Annotated in this window: 12 protein-coding genes and 1 pseudogene; 5 read left to right on the top strand and 8 right to left on the bottom strand. The window is 66.7% G+C overall.

The features are described 5' to 3' along the window. Positions 1-486: pseudogene (locus tag A5784_RS38735) on the top strand (L-asparaginase); the annotation flags it as partial. A gap of 22 nt (positions 487-508) precedes the next feature. Next, positions 509-976 carry a hypothetical protein gene (locus A5784_RS08715; RefSeq protein WP_502687505.1) on the top strand — a complete coding sequence of 156 codons (468 nt, stop codon included), beginning with the start codon at positions 509-511 and terminating at the stop codon, positions 974-976. A 22-nt stretch (positions 977-998) separates the two neighbouring features. Here A5784_RS08715 and A5784_RS08710 read toward each other — a convergent pair whose 3' ends face one another. After that, entirely contained in the window at positions 999-2,363 is a 1,365-nt protein-coding gene (locus A5784_RS08710) for a DNA polymerase IV (RefSeq protein WP_064944308.1), read from the bottom strand. 33 nt (positions 2,364-2,396) lie between these two features. Between A5784_RS08710 and A5784_RS08705 the strand changes: the two genes are divergently transcribed. Next, a complete protein-coding gene (locus A5784_RS08705) occupies positions 2,397-2,615 on the top strand; it encodes an RNA-binding S4 domain-containing protein (protein WP_064944306.1) in 219 nt (72 codons plus the stop codon). Between the two features lie 3 nt (positions 2,616-2,618). Here the strand turns inward: A5784_RS08705 and ileS are convergent, their stop codons facing one another. Together ileS and A5784_RS08695 are read right to left on the bottom strand one after the other, a co-directional pair. After that, positions 2,619-5,762 carry an isoleucine--tRNA ligase gene (gene ileS / locus A5784_RS08700; protein ID WP_064944304.1) on the bottom strand — a complete coding sequence of 1,048 codons (3,144 nt, stop codon included), beginning with the start codon at positions 5,760-5,762 and terminating at the stop codon, positions 2,619-2,621. 280 nt (positions 5,763-6,042) lie between these two features. Further along, the gene (locus A5784_RS08695) at positions 6,043-6,600 is read right to left on the bottom strand and encodes a hypothetical protein (RefSeq protein ID WP_064944331.1); all 558 of its coding nucleotides are present in this window, start codon (positions 6,598-6,600) and stop codon (positions 6,043-6,045) included. A gap of 136 nt (positions 6,601-6,736) precedes the next feature. Here A5784_RS08695 and A5784_RS08690 point away from each other — a divergent pair, with 136 nt between their 5' ends. Together A5784_RS08690 and A5784_RS08685 are read left to right on the top strand one after the other, a co-directional pair. Then, on the top strand, positions 6,737-7,093 hold the full coding sequence (locus tag A5784_RS08690; protein ID WP_064944329.1) for a transcriptional regulator: 357 nt from the start codon (positions 6,737-6,739) through the stop codon (positions 7,091-7,093). Positions 7,094-7,138: 45 nt separating this feature from the next. Further along, a complete protein-coding gene (locus A5784_RS08685; RefSeq protein WP_064944302.1) occupies positions 7,139-7,876 on the top strand; it encodes a hypothetical protein in 738 nt (245 codons plus the stop codon). Between the two features lie 17 nt (positions 7,877-7,893). On the opposite strand, the gene A5784_RS08680 is transcribed toward A5784_RS08685, so the two are convergent. Genes A5784_RS08680 through A5784_RS08660 form a run of 5 tightly spaced genes read right to left on the bottom strand, consistent with a single transcriptional unit; the run spans position 7,894 to position 16,937 of the window. Next, complete coding sequence (locus tag A5784_RS08680; protein ID WP_502687504.1) at positions 7,894-10,989, bottom strand: MMPL/RND family transporter; 3,096 nt, start codon at positions 10,987-10,989, stop codon at positions 7,894-7,896. A 9-nt stretch (positions 10,990-10,998) separates the two neighbouring features. Then, entirely contained in the window at positions 10,999-12,744 is a 1,746-nt protein-coding gene (locus A5784_RS08675) for an AMP-binding protein (protein ID WP_064944297.1), read from the bottom strand. A 15-nt stretch (positions 12,745-12,759) separates the two neighbouring features. After that, a complete protein-coding gene (locus A5784_RS08670; RefSeq protein WP_064944295.1) occupies positions 12,760-14,148 on the bottom strand; it encodes a WS/DGAT/MGAT family O-acyltransferase in 1,389 nt (462 codons plus the stop codon). 6 nt (positions 14,149-14,154) lie between these two features. Further along, entirely contained in the window at positions 14,155-15,495 is a 1,341-nt protein-coding gene (locus A5784_RS08665; RefSeq protein WP_064944293.1) for a wax ester/triacylglycerol synthase domain-containing protein, read from the bottom strand. A 2-nt stretch (positions 15,496-15,497) separates the two neighbouring features. Beyond that, complete coding sequence (locus A5784_RS08660) at positions 15,498-16,937, bottom strand: condensation domain-containing protein (RefSeq protein WP_197514669.1); 1,440 nt, start codon at positions 16,935-16,937, stop codon at positions 15,498-15,500. Between the last annotated feature and the right edge of the window lie 29 nt (positions 16,938-16,966).

Below are 16,966 nucleotides of genomic sequence, written 5' to 3'. Positions count from 1 at the left end.
TATGCGATCGTCGGCACGTCGATGTGGAGAAGAGACAGCTTCACCGGCACCCCGGTGGGTGCGGTCACCGCCGGCGGGTTCGAGCCAGGACCCGCCAAAGTACGGCCCGAACTGAGCGGACTGACCGCCGGGCGCGCACCCCGCGTCGACATCGTCGCGGTCTATCCGGGCAGCGACGCAACCGCCATGGAGGCGTGCGCCGCAGCCGGGGCCCGCGGGATCGTGCTGGAGGCCGTGGGGTCGGGCAACGCTGGTGAGCCCGTGATCGAAGGGGTCCGCAGGCTCACCGCCGCGGGGGTGACCGTCGCAGTGTCCACCCGGGTGCCCGACGGGCCGGTCAGCCCGGACTACGGACCCGGGCAACGCCTCCTCGACGCCGGGGCCGTTCTGGCGCGGCGGTTGCGCCCCGGGCAGGCCAGAGTGTTGCTGATGGCGGCGCTGGCCTCTGGGCAGCCGGTGAGCGGCATTATCGGGCAGTGGGGTTGACGTCCTCGGTTCAATGGAAGGCATGCTGTACCGCTTAGCTACGGCTGTCGCAGCCGCAGCACTGGCCGTGGCGGCCGCGCCATCCGCAGGTGCCGAGCCGCCATCTGGTGTCGACGACATCGACAGCTACCCGAACGCCCGCGGCTCCTTCTCGTCGGCCGCACCCGGCGACTTCTACTGGATCTTCTTCAAGACCCCGGACGGCAGGCACTGCGGCATCGGACCCAACGGCGGGCCGGTGGGCTGTGACGCCGTGCCGATCGACGCGCCTACCGGAACCAACCAGACCGTGGTCAACAGCTGGGGACCTGCCGAATACCAGCATTCCGACAACTCCAGATTCACCCGCGACGTGGATGTCCTGCCCGAAGGGCAGAGGCTGGAGAACTGGGGAGCCAGTTGCGGCGTCGGACATCAGGGCACCGTGACGTGCAAGACGTACGGACAGCACGGCTTCGTGCTGTCGGCAACCTACGGCGTGCTCTGGTAGTCCGGCGAGAAAAAACTGCTCCTCACGTCCGCCCGAGCCCCTCGAGATAATCGGCCCAGGCCAGGCTGTCCACCGGATTGGCCCGGCTCAGGCCCGGAGTGTCCGCGGCGAAGGTGCGGGTAGGCCCGGGCCCTGATGCCCGCGTTTCGAATCGAACGGTCATCACACCGTGTCCGGCGCCCTGAATCCAGCCGAAACCGTGCTCGGGGTGCAGCACGTCGTCTCCGATGCGCCACACCGTGGCAGCTGTGGGAGCCGCATCGACATGCTGGTGGGTGTCCCAAACCTCCTGTGGCTGCTCCAGATCCGGGAACAGGGACTCCTGCCGGGCATCCGACAATCCCGAAAAGCCCACGCCGACAAGGCGAATCGGGCCGACTTCGACCGGGTCGAGCAGCAGTCGACGCGCGGTGCCGATGAGGGTGGCCGCCTCAGTGGTGGCATAGCCCAGCGTGGCCGACCGGGTCAGCGTGCTCATGTCCGACCGCTTGAGTTTGACCGTGACGGTCCGCGCGCCGCGACCGTCCTTCTCCAGGCGCCGGTGCGCGTGCTCACCGATGGGTCCGATGGCGTCCTGAAGCTGAGCGAGCGTGACGAGGTCCTCGGGAAACGTCGACTCGGCACTGATCTGTTTGGCCTCGGCCCGCTCGGTCACCGGCCGGTCGTCGATCCCGCGGGCCAGCTGATGCAGCGCAGGCCCGACCGTCGCGCCAAGCACGCTCGCCACCTCGGTCTCGGACAACGCTGCGAAGGCGCCTACGGTCTCGATGCCCAACCGGTGCAGCTTCTCCTCCGCGACCGGGCCGATCCCCCACAACCGCCGGACCGGCAACCCGTCGAGCAACACCCGCTCCTCGGCGCGGCTGACCACCCGCACCCCGTCCGGTTTCGCCAGGCCGGACGCGATCTTGGCGATCTGCTTACCCGACCCGGCCCCGACAGAGGCCACCAACCCGGTGTGCTCGCGCACCTTGGCGCGCAACCGCTGACAGAATTCCTCGACCTCGGCCGCCGCAGCCCCCGCAAGCTCGGCCGGCTCGCCGAAAGCCTCGTCGAACGACAGTTGCTCCACAACCGGAACCACACTGCGTACCGTGTCGAGCGCCCGGCGACTGGCCACGCTGTACACCGCGCCACGCGGCGGGAGCACCACCGCGGGAGCGCCGACCAGGCGGCGCGCCTGGTGCATCGGCATCGCGGACCGGGCGCCGAAGCGCCTTGCCTCATAGCTGGCGCCGGCCACCACGCCACGCCCGCCGAGACCACCCACCAGAACAGGGCGTCCGCGCAGCGTCGGCCGGGTGAGCTGCTCGACGGACGCGAAGAACGCGTCCATGTCGAGATGCAGGACCCAGCGTGCGCCCGTCTGGAACCCGCTGCCTGCCATACCTGTCGATGCTATGGCGCTAACCTGACCGGCATGGCATCCGATGAGGTCCCGATCCGTGACGAGTCGATCCGCCTCGGCCAGTTCCTCAAACTGGCCTCGCTGATCGACACCGGCGCCGATGCCAAAGAGGTGATCGCCGACGGTCTCGTCACAGTCAACGGCGACGTCGAACTGCGACGCGGCCGCCAGCTACACCCGGGCGACACGGTGTCGCTCGAAGGCCGTACGGCGCGGGTCGTGCACGGCTGACCCTCACGCCTTCGCGATCGCCACCTGGACGCCGTCGCCGATCGCTGTGCCCTCCGGCACCGTGTCCGTGCCCACGAATTCAAAACTGGTGGCCAGGATCTCGCCTGCGATGAGGTCGCGGTGGGTGTCTGCCCATGCGGCGAACTCCGCGGGCACCGCCATCCGTACCGCGATCCGGTCGGACACCTCCAGTCCCGTCGTCTTGCGCAGCTCCTGGAGCTCGCGGATCCGGTCCTTGGCCCAGCCTTCGGCTTCGAGCTCCTCGGTGACGGTCCCGTCGAGAACCACCAGCCCCGCTCCGTCGGGCAGCGCCGAAGTCCATTCCGGATCCGCCGCAACGAGTTTCGAGGTGTATTCCGCCGGCTGCAGCACCACCGGGCCCGCGGTCAAGGTGCCGTCGGGATTGACCACACCCTCGCCTGCCTTGACGGCCTTGATGGCGGCCTGTACGTCCTTGCCGATCCGAGGCCCAGCCACCCGGGCGTTGACGGCGAGCTCGAACTTGCCGTAGGCATCGATATCGTCGGTCAGATCGACCGCCTTGACGTTCAGTTCGTCGGCGATCAAATCACCGAACGGCGCCAGCGCATCCGGATTGTCCACCGCCACAGTCAGTTTCGGCAACGGCAGGCGCACCCGCAGCTTCTTCGCCTTGCGCAGCGAGGAACCCACCGAACACACCTCACGCACCTGGTCCATCGCCGCGACCAGATCGGGATCCTTCGGCAGCACGTCGGCCTCCGGCCAGTCGGTCAGGTGCACCGACCGCCCGTCGGTCAACCCGCGCCAGATCACCTCGGTGGCCAGCGGCAGCAGCGGAGCGGCGAGCCGACTGGTCACCTCGAGCACGGTGTGCAGGGTGTCGATGGCGTCCGCGTCCTCCTCCCAGAAACGCGAACGTGACCGGCGCACATACCAGTTCGTCAACGCCTCGGTGAACTGCCGCAGTTCGTCGCACGCCCCGGAGATATCGCAGACATCCAGCGCCGCGGTCAGATCGTCGCGCAACTGCGCCAGCTTGGCCAGGATGTAGCGGTCCAGAACGTTCGTCGAATCGGTGCGCCACGTGCCTTTCTCCGGCGCGTAGAGCGCCAGGAAACTGTAGGCGTTCCACAGCGGCAGCAGCACCTGCCGCACACCCTCGCGGATGCCCTGCTCGGTGACGATGAGGTTGCCGCCCCGCAGGATCGGCGAGGCCATCAGGAACCACCGCATGGCGTCGGAGCCGTCGCGGTCGAACACCTCGCTGACGTCGGGATAGTTGCGCAGCGACTTGCTCATCTTCTGGCCGTCGTTGCCGAGCACGATCCCATGTGCCACACAGGTTTTGAATGCCGGCTTGTCGAAGAGCGCGGTGGCCAGCACGTGCATGGTGTAGAACCAGCCGCGGGTCTGGCCGATGTACTCGACGATGAAGTCGCCCGGGAAGTGAGCATCCTCGCCGGACTGGGCACCGTCGATGCCGTCGAACCAGGCCTGGTTCTCAAACGGATAGTGCACCTGCGCGTATGGCATCGACCCCGAGTCGAACCACACGTCGAACACGTCCTCGATGCGGCGCATGGTGGACTTGCCGGTCGGGTCGTCAGGGTTGGGCCGGGTCAGCTCGTCGATGTACGGCCGGTGCAGATTCGTCGGGCGCACGCCGAAGTCGCGCTCGAGCTCGTCGAGGCTGCCGTACACATCGATGCGCGGATACGCCGGGTCATCGGACTTCCAGACCGGAATAGGGCTGCCCCAGTATCGGTTTCGCGATACCGACCAGTCGCGCGCATTGGACAGCCACTTGCCGAACTGACCGTCCTTGACGTGCTCGGGGTACCAGGTGATCTCCTTGTTGAGCTCGACCATCCGGTCGCGGAACTCGGTCACCTTGATGAACCACGACGACACGGCGCGGTAGATCAACGGGTTACGGCACCGCCAGCAGTGCGGGTAGGAGTGCTCGTAGGTCTCGTGCCGCAGGAGGATCGCGCCGTTGGCGCCTGCCGATCCGTCACCGTTCTTCAGATCCCGGATGATCTGCGAATTGGCTTCGAACACATGCTGACCCGCATAGTCGGGAACCGTTGCGTCGAAGCGGCCCTTGGAGTCGACGGGCGTGACGGCGACGATGTCGGCGGTGTCGGCCGTGGCCTTGTCGTCCTCGCCGTAAGCCGGCGCCATGTGCACGATGCCCGTACCGTCCTCGGTGCTGACGAAGTGGGCGCCGAGGACCCGAAAAGAGTTGGGCGAGTCCATGAAATACGGGAACGGCGGCAGGTACTGCGTGCCCAGCAGCTCCCGGCCGGGGTAGGTACCGAGCACCTCCGGCTCCTCACCCAGCTCGCGTGCGTAGGCGGCCAGTCGGGCCTGCGCGAGCACATACCGCCGTCCTTCGGAGCCCTGCACCAGCACATAAGTGATGTCGGGGTGGACCGCCACGGCCTGATTGGACGGCAAGGTCCATGGCGTCGTCGTCCAGATCAGCAGGTGAGCGCCCTTGAGCGGGCCGTCGGTCACCGCAAATCCGACGGTCACCGCCGGATCCTGGCGGCTCTGGTAGACGTCGTCGTCCATGCGCAGCTCGTGGTTGGACAACGGGGTCTCGTCGTTCCAGCAGTACGGCAGCACCCGGTTGCCCTCGTAGGCCAGGCCCTTGTCCCACAGCTGCTTGAAGGCCCAGATCACCGACTCCATGAAGGTCGGATCCAGGGTCTTGTAGTCGTTGTCGAAGTCGACCCAGCGGGCCTGCCGCGTGACGTAGGCGCGCCACTCGTCGGTGTATTTGAGCACCGAGGCCCGGCAGGCATCGTTGAACTTCTCGATACCCATCGCCTCGATCTGCGCCTTGTCCGCAATACCCAACTGGCGCTGGACCTCGAGCTCGGCGGGCAGGCCGTGGGTGTCCCAGCCGAACCGGCGCTCGACCTTGTAGCCGCGCATCGTGCGGTAGCGGGGCACGATGTCCTTGACGTAGCCGGTCAGCAGGTGGCCGTAGTGCGGCAGGCCGTTGGCGAACGGCGGGCCGTCATAGAAGACGTATTCCGGTGCGTCGTCGCGGCGGGCGATACTGGCCCGGAAAGTGTCGTCGCCGGCCCAGTAGTCCAGCACCTCAAGTTCGCGCTCCGGAAAATTCGGTGCGGCGGGCTTGGGATAGGCGCTCACGTCTTCGTCTCCTGTGCCTGTGTTGTGCCCGCAGGCCCAACGATGTTCAAGGCACGGGGACGACGTCGCGCAGGTGCGCGAGCGCCGCGGTACCACCCCGCTTGCACGCGAAAACTCGCGTGCCGCTCAACTATCGGGCGATGACGGGCCCACCCGCCCGGTTCTACTGAGCCGCGTCGGGTGAAACCGCGCAGCCGTTCTTCCGGAGGCTCCCCGGTGATGGCCGGATCGACGCCGTTTCAAGCAGTCTAATGAGCCGTGCAAATCGCGCAGGCCGCAACTAGCCGGAGGTCACCTCGATGAGCGCCAACGGGAACTGCTCGGCCAGTTCTGCCACCGTGGCCGGATCGAAACCACGGGTGTCATACGTCCATTCGAGTTTCAGCCCGGCCCCGGAATCAGGGTGCACGTGCAGCGAGAGCAAATATCCGGTGGGTGCCGAGGACCCTCGGCCTCCGTGGTCGTAGCCGAAGTGGACATCGGCGCAGGAGCGGTCGTGGGACGGGGCCGCCGAGCGGGTGACCGTCGTCAGCAGGTCGTAGCCGGACAAGCTCCGATGCGAACTGCAGGCCACCGAGGCCCGGCGCACCAGGTCACCGTCGACGTCGACGTCCAGCACGCCCTCGCCGATGGTGCGGGCTACCGTGCGCCCAAGGGCGGCCAGCAGGATCTCCTCGGCACTGCTGCCCATGGCAGCGCGGGCGCCTGCCAGTTCTGCGCCCAGTACATCGTCGAGTGCACTCGTCATCGTCGCCATATCGGATTCCCGCGACGGCGTAGCGGTGGGGTAATCGGAAAACCAGCTCGTGGTACCGGGGTGCAGCAGTGGAGCGACCATGGAGATCACGTTAGCCACACTGTCCCAATTTTGGGAGAGTAGTGCCAAAAGTCTGACAGACGTGTCAATAAAGAAATAGCTGTGAGCAAACAGATCCAGGCTGCCCAAAGTCGATGATCAGGTCTATGGTGTGGTGATGCCCCGCACCGATGAGAACGGCAGGCAACTCAAGGCGCTGCTGGACTACCTACTCGACGGCGAGATAGACGCGAAGGCCATCTACACCGCGCTCGGCACGTCGAGCAGCACGTATTATCGGCGCATCAAAGAGTCCGACTACCCCAATGCCGAGGAGCTCAGGCAGGTGGCGGACCGTTTTGGCCTCAGTTACCCCGACCTGCAGATCAGGTTCGGACTGATGAGCCGCCAGGAAGTCTGGCACTACATGGAGTCGGCGCCGGTGACCGTCGCGGCGTCGGACACCAGGACGCGGACGGCGCGCCCGGCAAAGTTGTCCGAATTAGCGCCTCGCGCCGACGCACCGCCGCTTTAGCAATACAATCAGCTATCCGTTGAATCTCGTCGAAACGACTGTCCGATGTCAGTAGCCGTGCTCATAACGATCACCCTCGGGTGCATTGCCTGGAGCTTGTGGATCCGGCGCGTCACGTGGTCGTGCCGGTGGGAGGTTGCGGCCACCCTCAACATCGCCCTGCAGGGCGTGGCGGTGCTGCTGATGTCGCCGTTCGCGTCGGAAACCCTCGGCCAGGTGCTCCATGAGCTGACCGGAAAGTGGAACGTCGAGGACTACATCGGTCACGACTGCTACATCGTGGCCGCGTCGGCCATCGTCTACAACACGCTCGGCCGGTTGCAGGACGACGACGCGATGCAGCGCTCGTTCAAGCAGTACGTCGAGCGGCCCGCGACCCTGTGCATCCCGCTGCTGCTCGCGACGTTCTCGCTGGGCAATGGGGCAAAGGTCTATCGCGCCGATTTCTTCACGGTGCCCACCGACTTCTGGCTCAGCGCGTACTGGATTCTGCTGTGCGGCACGCTGACCTACCTGCTGCTCTACGGCGCACGGGCGATGATGGTGCTCCGCAAGGACCCGCGGTCTCGGCGCATCGCGAACATCTATCTGATCGCCTCCGTCAGCGGCATCATGGCGTGCGCCGTGCGCATCACCACCGCGTGCTTCCCCGTGCTGCAGCCCTGGGAGAACGGCAAATTCGTCTGGCTGTTCGCCTGCATGTGCGGTGCGGTGTTCGCGCTCGCCTCGGCACATTCGTGGCGCATCAAGACCCGCTGGCTCTCGATGCACGGCCAGCGCTGAGGGCTCTGAACGGTTCCTCAGCGTCCTGCCGCGTCGGCCAACTCCAGCTGATCGTCGGCTGATTCCGCGGAGCCGTTCTCGTCGTCCGGCTCCCCCGCGTGACCGTGGTGACGCGTCCCTTTCGACGGCCACCAGTTGAACCTCCCGATCAGCACCGCCGCGGCGGGCACCGTGATGGTGCGGACCAGGAACGTGTCGAGCAGCAGACCGACCCCGATGATGAACCCGATCTGCACGATGCTGGCGATGTGGCTGACCGTCAACGCGAGCATCGACGCGGCGAAGATCAGCCCCGCGGAGGTGATCACGCCGCCCGTCGCGCCCACCGTGCGGATCACGCCCGACGGGATCCCCAGCTTGGACTCGTCGCGTATTCGGGAGATGAGCAACAGGTTGTAATCGGCGCCGACCGCCACGAGGACCAGAAAGGCCATGCCCGGAACGGTCCATGACAACTCTTGCCCGAGGATGAACTGGAAGAACACGACGCCGATGCCCAGCGCCGAAAGATAGGACAGCACAACCGAGATCACGAGGTACAGCGGTGCCACGATCGCGCGCAGCAGAGCCACCAGGATGAGGAACACCACGATCAGCGTGACGCACACGATGTACCGGATATCGGCGTTGTAGTAGCCACGGACGTCGCGGTTGACAGCCGAGAATCCGACCATCGAGATTTTCGCATCGGACAACGTCGTGTTCGGTTTGGCGCTCTCGGCGGCCGCCAGGATCTTTTCGATCTGATCCATCGCCGAGCTGCCGAACGGGTTGAGCGCAGTCTGAACCAGATAGCGGACGGTGTGGCCGTCGTCGGACACGAACAGTTTGGCGGCCTTCTCGAACTCGGCCTGCGTCAGGATCTCCGGCGGGATGTAGAACCCCGACATCGGTGGGCTCGCCGCATCGCGCTTCATCCCGAGCAGGAAGGCCGAGCCCTGGTCCAATCCGGTGCCCATGCCCTTGGTCTGATCGACGAGCAGTTGGACCCCGTCGGCGAGCTGGCGGCTGGAATCCGCCAGGAGGTTCGCGCCGTCTATCGCGGATGAGATCTTCTGCTGCAGGCCGGTCGGATCGCTCATCCCCAGCTGCTGCAGGGCATTGGTCACCTTGGTCACCGTCGTCCCCAACCCGCGGATGGAGTCGTCGAGGGTGTCGCTGCCGTTGGTGGACTCCAGCTGCTTGCTGAGATCGGTGAGCGTGTTGACGCTGTCGTCGTCGTAGGCGGCGACGACGCGTTGCAGATCGGCGCGCGACGACACGCACGCCGGGTCGATGTTGCATGCGGGGCTGGCGTTCAGTGCCGTGACCGCAGGCATTGCCCAGTTGTAGAGGTCTTTGACCTGCGCGACATTCTTGTTCAGCGCGCCGCCCAGCGAGCGCATGTTGGTGACGAGCGTGGCCTTCTTGTCGATGTCGGCGAGCGTCTTGGAGCCACCGAACTGGGTCTGCAGGTCGGTGAGTGCACCCACCAGTCCGCGAACGGAGCCGACCGCGGTGAGCACCTGCGTGCGGATCTCCCCCAGCCCGTCGGCCAGCTGATGCGCACCGCCTGCCAATTTGTCGAGGTTGGCGTTGTTGCTCTCGATGAGGTCGGAGGCGTCCCGCAGCTTGGCCCCCACCTCGCCGGCCTGATAGGTGGCCTTGGCCTGTTCGAGCACTTCACCGGTGGGCCTGGTGATGCCGCGAACCTTGTCGATGTCGGGCACCTGACTGATCCGCTGGGCCATCTGTTCCAGATCGGCAAGGGCTTTCGGGCTGCGCAGGTCCTGCGGTGACTCGATCAGGATGAACTGCTGCAACGTGCTGCTGATCGGGAAGTGCCTGTCCATGGCCTCATAACCACGGTTACTCGACGAGTCGGCAGGCAGCAGTTTGCGGTCGTCGTAATTGAACTTGACCATCGCCGCACACCCGGCCAACGCGACGAGGATGGCAAGGCTCGACACCAGGTGCAGCACCGGCCGCCGCACCACATGCACGCCGGAGCGTCGCCAGAATCGGCCCGTCACGTCCTTGCGGGGCTTCACCCATCCCCGCCGCCCGGCCAGCACCATCAACGCCGGAAGCATGGTGATCGACGCCAGGAAGCCGAACGCGATGGTGACGGCCAGCGCAGGCCCGACGGTCGCGAAGGCACCCAGGTGAGCGAAACTCAGGCCAAGGAACGTGATCGCAACCGTCGCTGCCGAGCCCGCGATCACCTCACCGATCGACTTGAGGGCGGTGGCGACGGCGACGTCGGAGCTGATGCCGTCACGCAGACATTCCTGGTAGCGGCTGAACAGGAAGACCGCATAGTCGGTCCCGGCCCCCATGAGCATCGCCGTCATCAAGACGATGGTCTGCGGGCCGAGGCCCAGACCCACCTCACCCAGGGCCGCCACCACCTGCTGGGCCACCACCATCGAGACGCCGATGGTGAGCAGCGGCATCAGCATCGCGACCAGGTTGCGGTAGACCACGATGAGGATGGTCAGCACCAACACCACGGTCGAGATCTCGATGAGGTGCTGATCGCGCGCCCCGACCTTGTCGATGTCGTCGAACGTGGCCGCCGCACCCACCACGTTCACCGTCAGCGCTGAATCGCGCGTCGCGTCGTGCACCGTTTCGATGGCGCTGCGGTACGCCGCCTGACCGGGCCCGGTGCCCATCGTTCCGGACAGGCTGATGGGCAGCGTCCACGCCTTCTTGTCCTCGCTGGTCATCACCTGATGCAGCTCGGGGATGTCGACGAAGTTCTGCGTCGAGGTCACGCTGGAGTTGGTCTTGAGCTTGTCGACCAGGTCCCGGTAGGTGTCCTCGTCCGCGGGCGACAGCCCGTTCTCGTCTGTCAGGACGACGACGGCGAAGTTGCCGGCGGCTGCCTCATGGAACGCGTTCTGCATGTGTTGGCTGGCCACCAGAACCGGTGAGTCGGCAGGCAGCAGGTCCGGCGGGTTCTTCTGGGCGACCACCGCCAAGGGCGGCACCGCCAGCAGCAGCGTCACGGCGAGGCCCACCCAGGCCACGATGATCAGCACCGGCCGCCTGACGACCAGCCGACCGAGGACGGCGAAGAACCCGTCGGCGAATACGCCGCGGGTTCTCAGGCCGCTCAAGAAAGCCAACAAGTTCTGCTACGCGATCCTCACGTCAAGGCGGGTGAACTGGTCGTTGCGGTACTGCTCGACACACGAGGCGCGCCGGATCTTGCCACTCGTGGTGATCGGGATGGCACCCCTGGGCACCAGCACGAGGTCCGCGGCACTGAGCCCGTACGCCTGCGAAATCGCCGAAGCCACATCGCGTTTGATGTTCAGCAGGTTCTCCGCTGCGGCTTCTTCGGTATCGCCCCGCTTCTTGACCTCGATGATGGCGACGAGTTGTTCGGTGCGGTCCTCTTCGACCGCGATGGCCGCCACCCGTCCGCCGGTGATCTCACCGATCGTGGCTTCGATGTCGTCGGGGTAATGGTTGCGTCCCCGCACGATCAGCAGGTCTTTGATGCGCCCGATGATGAACAGTTCACCGTCGGAGATGAAGCCGAGATCGCCTGTGCGCAGCCAAGGCCCTTCCGGGGTGCCCGCTGACGGATCGGCCAGGGTCGCCCGGAAGGTGTGCTCGGTCTGCTCGGGCTTCTCCCAGTAACCGATGCAGTTGTTCTCGCCGTGCGACCAGATCTCACCGATGGCTCCGGCTTGGACCTCAAGGCGGGTATCGGGATCCACGATGCGTACCACCGGCGACTCCGGGGTGCCGTACCCGACCAGCTGTGTGCCGGGTCCGGTGCCGGTCCGCTCGGCGTGCCCGACCGAGAGCTTCTCGGGTTCGAAGGTGACGACGCTGGGCGGCCCCGGCTCGCCGGTGGCGACGTAGAGCGTCGCCTCGGCCAGACCATAGGACGGCCGCAGAACCTCTTCGCGGAAACCGAACTTCGCGAACCGCTGCGCGAAGCGCCGCAGGGTGGCCTCGTGGACGCGTTCGCTACCGCTCATCACCGCGAGCACGTCGCCCATGTCCAGACCGGCCATGTCCTCGTCGGTGGTGCGGGCCGCGGCGAGCTCGAAGGCGAAGTTGGGGCCGGCCGTCAGCGCGCGGGGATACCGCGCCATGAGCGCAGGCCAGCGGGCGGGCTTGGCCAGGAACTGCAGCGGTGTGGTGAACACCGTGTGCCAGCCGCCGAGGATCGGGGCGACCACGCCGAGCATCAGCCCCATGTCGTGATAGAAGGGCAGCCACGAGACCACGGTGGTGCCCGGCGGCGGCACCTTGCCGAAGTGCGGGAAGAAGTCGCACATCATCTGTTCGAAGTTGGCGGTCAGATTGCGGTTGGTCACCATCACCCCGGCCGGGGTGCGGGTCGAGCCCGAGGTGTACTGCAGGTAGGCGGTCGCCGGACGGGCCTCACGGTCGCTGATCGCCTTCACCCGGGCGTCGAGATCGAGCGTGTCGACCACGATGACCGTGGGCTCTGCGCTATCGGTTTGCCGGACCGCGTATTCGGTGACGTCCGCGGTGGACGGCGAGGTGGTCAGGATCACCGACGGGCGGCAATCGGCGAGCACCGCCGACACCCGCTCGTCGTGCACGCCACCCATCGGCACCGACAACGGGACGGCGATGAAGCCGGCCTGCAGCGCAGCGAGGAACGAGATGACGTATTCGAGGCCCTGCGGAGCCAGGATCACCGCACGGTCCCCGACCGTGCCGTTCTGGCGCAGAACGTGCGCCAGTCCCCGGACCTTGCGGTAGAGCTGCGACCAGGTCAGCGGGACGGGCACGCCCTCGGGATCGTGGTCGTAATCGAGATACGTGTAGGCAACGTCGTCGGGCTGCAGGCTGGCGCGTTCCCGCAGCACCCCGATCAGCGTCGTATCGGTCATCGAATTCAGCCTTTCTCAGCTGTTCCAGTCGATTTCGGCGGTGAGATCGAACTCGGCAAGAGCCTTCGCCGCCAGCTCGGCCAGTCGGGCCTTCGAATTGTGTTCTCCCGCTTGGTATCCGGTGATGCCGATGGACACCTTGCCGGCCACCCGAGCGGACACCAACACCAGTTGTCCGTCGGCGTCCTCCGCCTCCTGGCGGGTGATGCCCTGGTCGACCCCGCGGAACACGATGTACTCGGCCTCGGTGCCGTCCACCCGGGTCACCTCGGCCGGGAGATCGCCGAGGTTGGAGCACGACACCGGCAGATCACCGGACGCGAGGAAGCCGTCGGCGACCCGCTTCAGCAACCGCTTGGGTACCAGCGGGGTCAGCGGCAGGAGTTTGAGGGTCTCGTCAGGCGTATCGCGCATGGTCTTGAACGCCTGCCGGATGACGCCACGGGCGTCGGATTGGTCGGTGGTGACCGTCAGCGGGTCGACTCGCGCGGTGGCCAGCGACATCGCGTTGGCCCGGGTATCGCCGTCGGTACGATCGTTGACCGCGATCAGCAGCGTGACATCGCCGTCGGCGCCGCAGCGTCCCATTCGCTCTCCGAGCTTCGCCGCGAAACCGGCCAGCATCGAATAGCTGTTTCCACCAACGGCTTCCGCTCGGGCGTTCCAGTCTGCGAGGTCGATGAACACCGAGATCGTCGGCAGCACAATCGGTTTGTCGCCGTCGGGCACCACCGGTTTGGACACCGGGGCCGCGACATCGTCGGCTTTTTGCCCACGCAGCTGCTTGACCGCGTCGGCAACGGTGCGCGCGACCTCGGGCATGCTCGACGCGGTCTCCCGGACGTCGCGCAGTATCGCGCGCCACCGCGTGCGGGAGTTCGGCAGCAGGTAGCCGAGATCCGGTCGCCGGCCGGCGATCGCGTCGGCGATCACCATCACTCCCCCGACACCGTCACCGAGGCAGTGCGAGGCCACCACCGTGACCGCAGTCGAGCCGTCGGTCACCGGCAGCACACCGAGGTGCCAGCCGGGTCCGTTCTCAGGGTCGATCGGCAGCTGGGCCCGCTCGTCGAGCCAGTCGCCGATCTGTGCCCGCGGGCGCGGCTCGGCGACGTCCAGTGGAGCCTGGGGCCCCAGCGCGGAGACCCAGCGGTACCGGCCGAACGGCAACGGGGAACGCTCGATTCGGCGGCCGAAGAGCCCGCCGCCGAAATTCTGATGGAACCGCCGCAGCCCGTCGAAGTCGATCGGGTGGTCGTACACCCACGTGCACTGCATGACCTGGACCCGGCCCGTGGCGCGCATGGTGCGCACCGCAGCTTCGTCCCACAGCGCGAGGCGGTGCTCCGGCAGGCCACCATCCGGTGACGCCGATGACCTTGCCGGGGAATGAATTTGAGTCATCGGGGCCTACTCGATCTTGCCGGTGAGTTCGAACGCCGCGAGGGTTTCGCCGACCAAGCGGTGCAGCCACGGCGTGGAGTTCGCCGCGCCCGGTTGGTAACCGACGACGCTCAGCGAGATGGTGCCGCCCACGCCGCAGGCAACCACCGTGAGCAGGCCGCAGCGCTGCTCGATGGCCTGGCGGGTGGCGTACCGGTCCACACCGCGGAAGTACAGGTAGTCGGCCTCCGTACCGTCGGCCATCGCCAGTGCGGACGGGACATCGCCCATGTTGGAGCAGGACACCGGCAGGTCGGCCGCAAACCCGAACACCACATCCGCCATCTTGCGCACCACGCGCTTCGGGATGAACGGGGTCAGCGGCAGCAGCACCAGCGTTTCGTCGGGTGTGTCGCGGGCCGCGGCGATCGCCTGCTTGATGGCCGTGCGGGCCCCGGTCAGATCGGCCGTCACCCCTCTCGGGTCGACCGCGACGTTGACGAGTCGGACCGCGTTGGCGCGGGTGTCGTTGTCGAGGGTGCGATCGTTCTGCGGGATGTTCAGCGTCACAAGACCGTCGTCGGCACGCACCCGCCCGATCGACTCCGCGAGCTTCGCCGCGAACCCCGCGACCAGCGAATAGCTGTTGCCGCCAAGCGTTTTCGCGCGGAGATTCCAATCCTCGTGATTGATGTATGCCGTGACCGCGGGCATGAAGACGCGGTCGTCTGCACCCGTGAGCACACGCGGGCGCGCCGCATCGGACCGGGCGATATCGTCGCGCCTGCGCCGGGCGAGCGCGACTGCAGCGCGCACCGTGCGGGTCACCTCGGGCACGCCACGCAGCGTGCCGCGCAGGTCCGCCCCGATGGCCCGCGGCCGGGTGCGAGACCCGGGCGGCGGATGACCGAAGTCGGTCTTGTTGCCGTACACCGCGTCCAAGATCGTGAGGATTCCGCCGCCGCCGTCGCCCAGGCAATGCGAGCCCACCAGGCTGATCGCGGTCGAGCCGTCGCTCATCGGCAGCACACCCATGTGCCACCCGGGACCATGCTCGGGATCCAGCGGCAGCGCCGCCCGCTCGTCCACCCAGCGGCCCAGTTCCGCGCGGTCACGTGGTTCGGCGATGTCCAGCCCGGACTGGGGGCCCGGTGTGGAGACCCAGCGGTGTCTACCGAAAGGCAACGGCGAGCGCTCGATTCGCCTGCCGAACAGCCCGTGGCCCATACCCGCGTGGAACCGCCGGAGGCCGTCGTAGTCGACCGGGCGTTCGTAGATCCACACGCACTGCATGACGGCTTCCTGGCCGGTGGCGCGCAAGCCCAAAAACATGGCCTGGTCGGTGAACTCGAGCCGGTTGTCTGCCATGCTCACGCTGTTTTCAGGTCGAAGTCGTCGACGTCGGCGAACGGTCGTACCGCGTCGTGGCCCTCGATCACCCGCAGGTAGGCCGCCTTCATCGCATCGAGATAGCGCAGCACCGATTCCCGGGCGATCGGATTGCTCGGGAACGCTGCGGTGACCGTGGTCCGGTCTTCGACCCGGTTGACCCACATGCCGACCTGGTACGCCGACCGGGAATCGCTGTAGATGGTGCCCCCCAGGCGTTGCCACTCGCCGATCACGCCGGGCGAGAGCAGACCGGCATCCAGATACGACAGCATCGGGACGCCGGGATCGGGAGGCCGGATGCCGCTCTGCGGATCGGCCAATTCGAGCACCCGCTCGAACGGGACATGCGCCAGATCCATGCCGCCGTCGAACGAGCACTGCGCGGCACGGGCCGTCGCCGCGAACGACGCCGTCGACACCGGCACCGTGATGGGGACCAGCCCGGTGAACCAGCCCGTCGTCATGAACTCGGCCTCGGTGCGGCGAGTGGTGGTGGGAGTGATGACGCTGTAGGTCTCGGCACCGGTCAACGCGTACTGGGCCAGTGCCCCGCAGGCGAAGACCCCACCGCTGAAGCGCGCGCCTGCTGCCATGCAGGCCGACTCGAAGCAGTCACTCTGCTCCTTGTCGAGCAACTCCACGGTGACGACGTCCCCCGTGCAGGGCAACGACGGATCTCCCAGGGGCAACGGAAAGCGGGGCAGCGTCCCGTCATTGGCCTCCAGGAAGCTCATCCAGTCGCGGATCTCCGGGGAGTCCCTGTCGAGGGCCGCGGTGAACTCCCGTTGCTGCAGGCAGTACCGGTCGTAGCTGCCGGCCTCCGGCAGCTGCAGCGGCGCAGCCCCGTGTACCAGCGCTTGGTACATCATGTGGATCTCGACGAACGCCAAACCCATGAACATGGCATCGGTATGGACGTGGTCGACGCTGATGTACATCGTGAAATGTCCGGGGCGCTGGATGATTCCGAAGTGGAAGCAGTCCCACTGCCACGGATCCGGAGTGCCCAGGATGTGGTCGCACCACTGGCTCGCCGACATCTCACCGTGCTGGGTCGGCACGAACTTGATGTCGCGCGGGTTGGCCACCTTGTGCCGGAGGATGCGATGGTCGTCGGTGTACTCGAACCAGCTGTGGAACGTGTCATGCCGGCGCAGGTACGCGTTGATGACATGCGTCATCGCGCGAATATCGCAGCGGCCGGGTATGTCCCATGCCGGGATGTTGAGCCGGGCCATGTCGGTACCGTGCGTCCGGTGCTTGCGGTATGCCAGCAGATGTTGTTCCTGCTGGTAGCTGACCGGCACGTCGCTGACCGGGGCCTCGCGAACCTTGGCCACCGAGGCCCGCGACGGGTGCCATGACACCAGCTCGCCGGGTTCACCGGCCCAGTCGTGGATCGGCTTCATCGCAACCACGGGACATCTCCTGCCTCGACGACAGCGCT

Origin of the sequence: Mycobacterium sp. 852013-50091_SCH5140682, assembly GCF_001665685.1 — a bacterium.
In the GTDB taxonomy this organism is placed as follows: Bacteria; Actinomycetota; Actinomycetes; order Mycobacteriales; family Mycobacteriaceae; genus Mycobacterium.
The sequence above is the reverse complement of the archived record's forward strand: the minus strand, read 5'-3'. Positions and strand labels throughout refer to the sequence as shown.

Coding starts and splice junctions, on each gene's coding strand:
- A5784_RS08710 (WP_064944308.1), bottom strand. CDS start 2,363: ATGGCAGGCAGCGGGTTCCAGACGGGCGCACGCTGGGTCCTGCATCTC.
- A5784_RS08685 (WP_064944302.1), top strand. CDS start 7,139: ATGTCAGTAGCCGTGCTCATAACGATCACCCTCGGGTGCATTGCCTGG.
- A5784_RS08695 (WP_064944331.1), bottom strand. CDS start 6,600: ATGGTCGCTCCACTGCTGCACCCCGGTACCACGAGCTGGTTTTCCGAT.
- A5784_RS08715 (WP_502687505.1), top strand. CDS start 509: ATGCTGTACCGCTTAGCTACGGCTGTCGCAGCCGCAGCACTGGCCGTG.
- A5784_RS08705 (WP_064944306.1), top strand. CDS start 2,397: ATGGCATCCGATGAGGTCCCGATCCGTGACGAGTCGATCCGCCTCGGC.
- A5784_RS08675 (WP_064944297.1), bottom strand. CDS start 12,744: ATGACCGATACGACGCTGATCGGGGTGCTGCGGGAACGCGCCAGCCTG.
- A5784_RS08665 (WP_064944293.1), bottom strand. CDS start 15,495: ATGGCAGACAACCGGCTCGAGTTCACCGACCAGGCCATGTTTTTGGGC.
- A5784_RS08690 (WP_064944329.1), top strand. CDS start 6,737: ATGCCCCGCACCGATGAGAACGGCAGGCAACTCAAGGCGCTGCTGGAC.
- A5784_RS08670 (WP_064944295.1), bottom strand. CDS start 14,148: ATGACTCAAATTCATTCCCCGGCAAGGTCATCGGCGTCACCGGATGGT.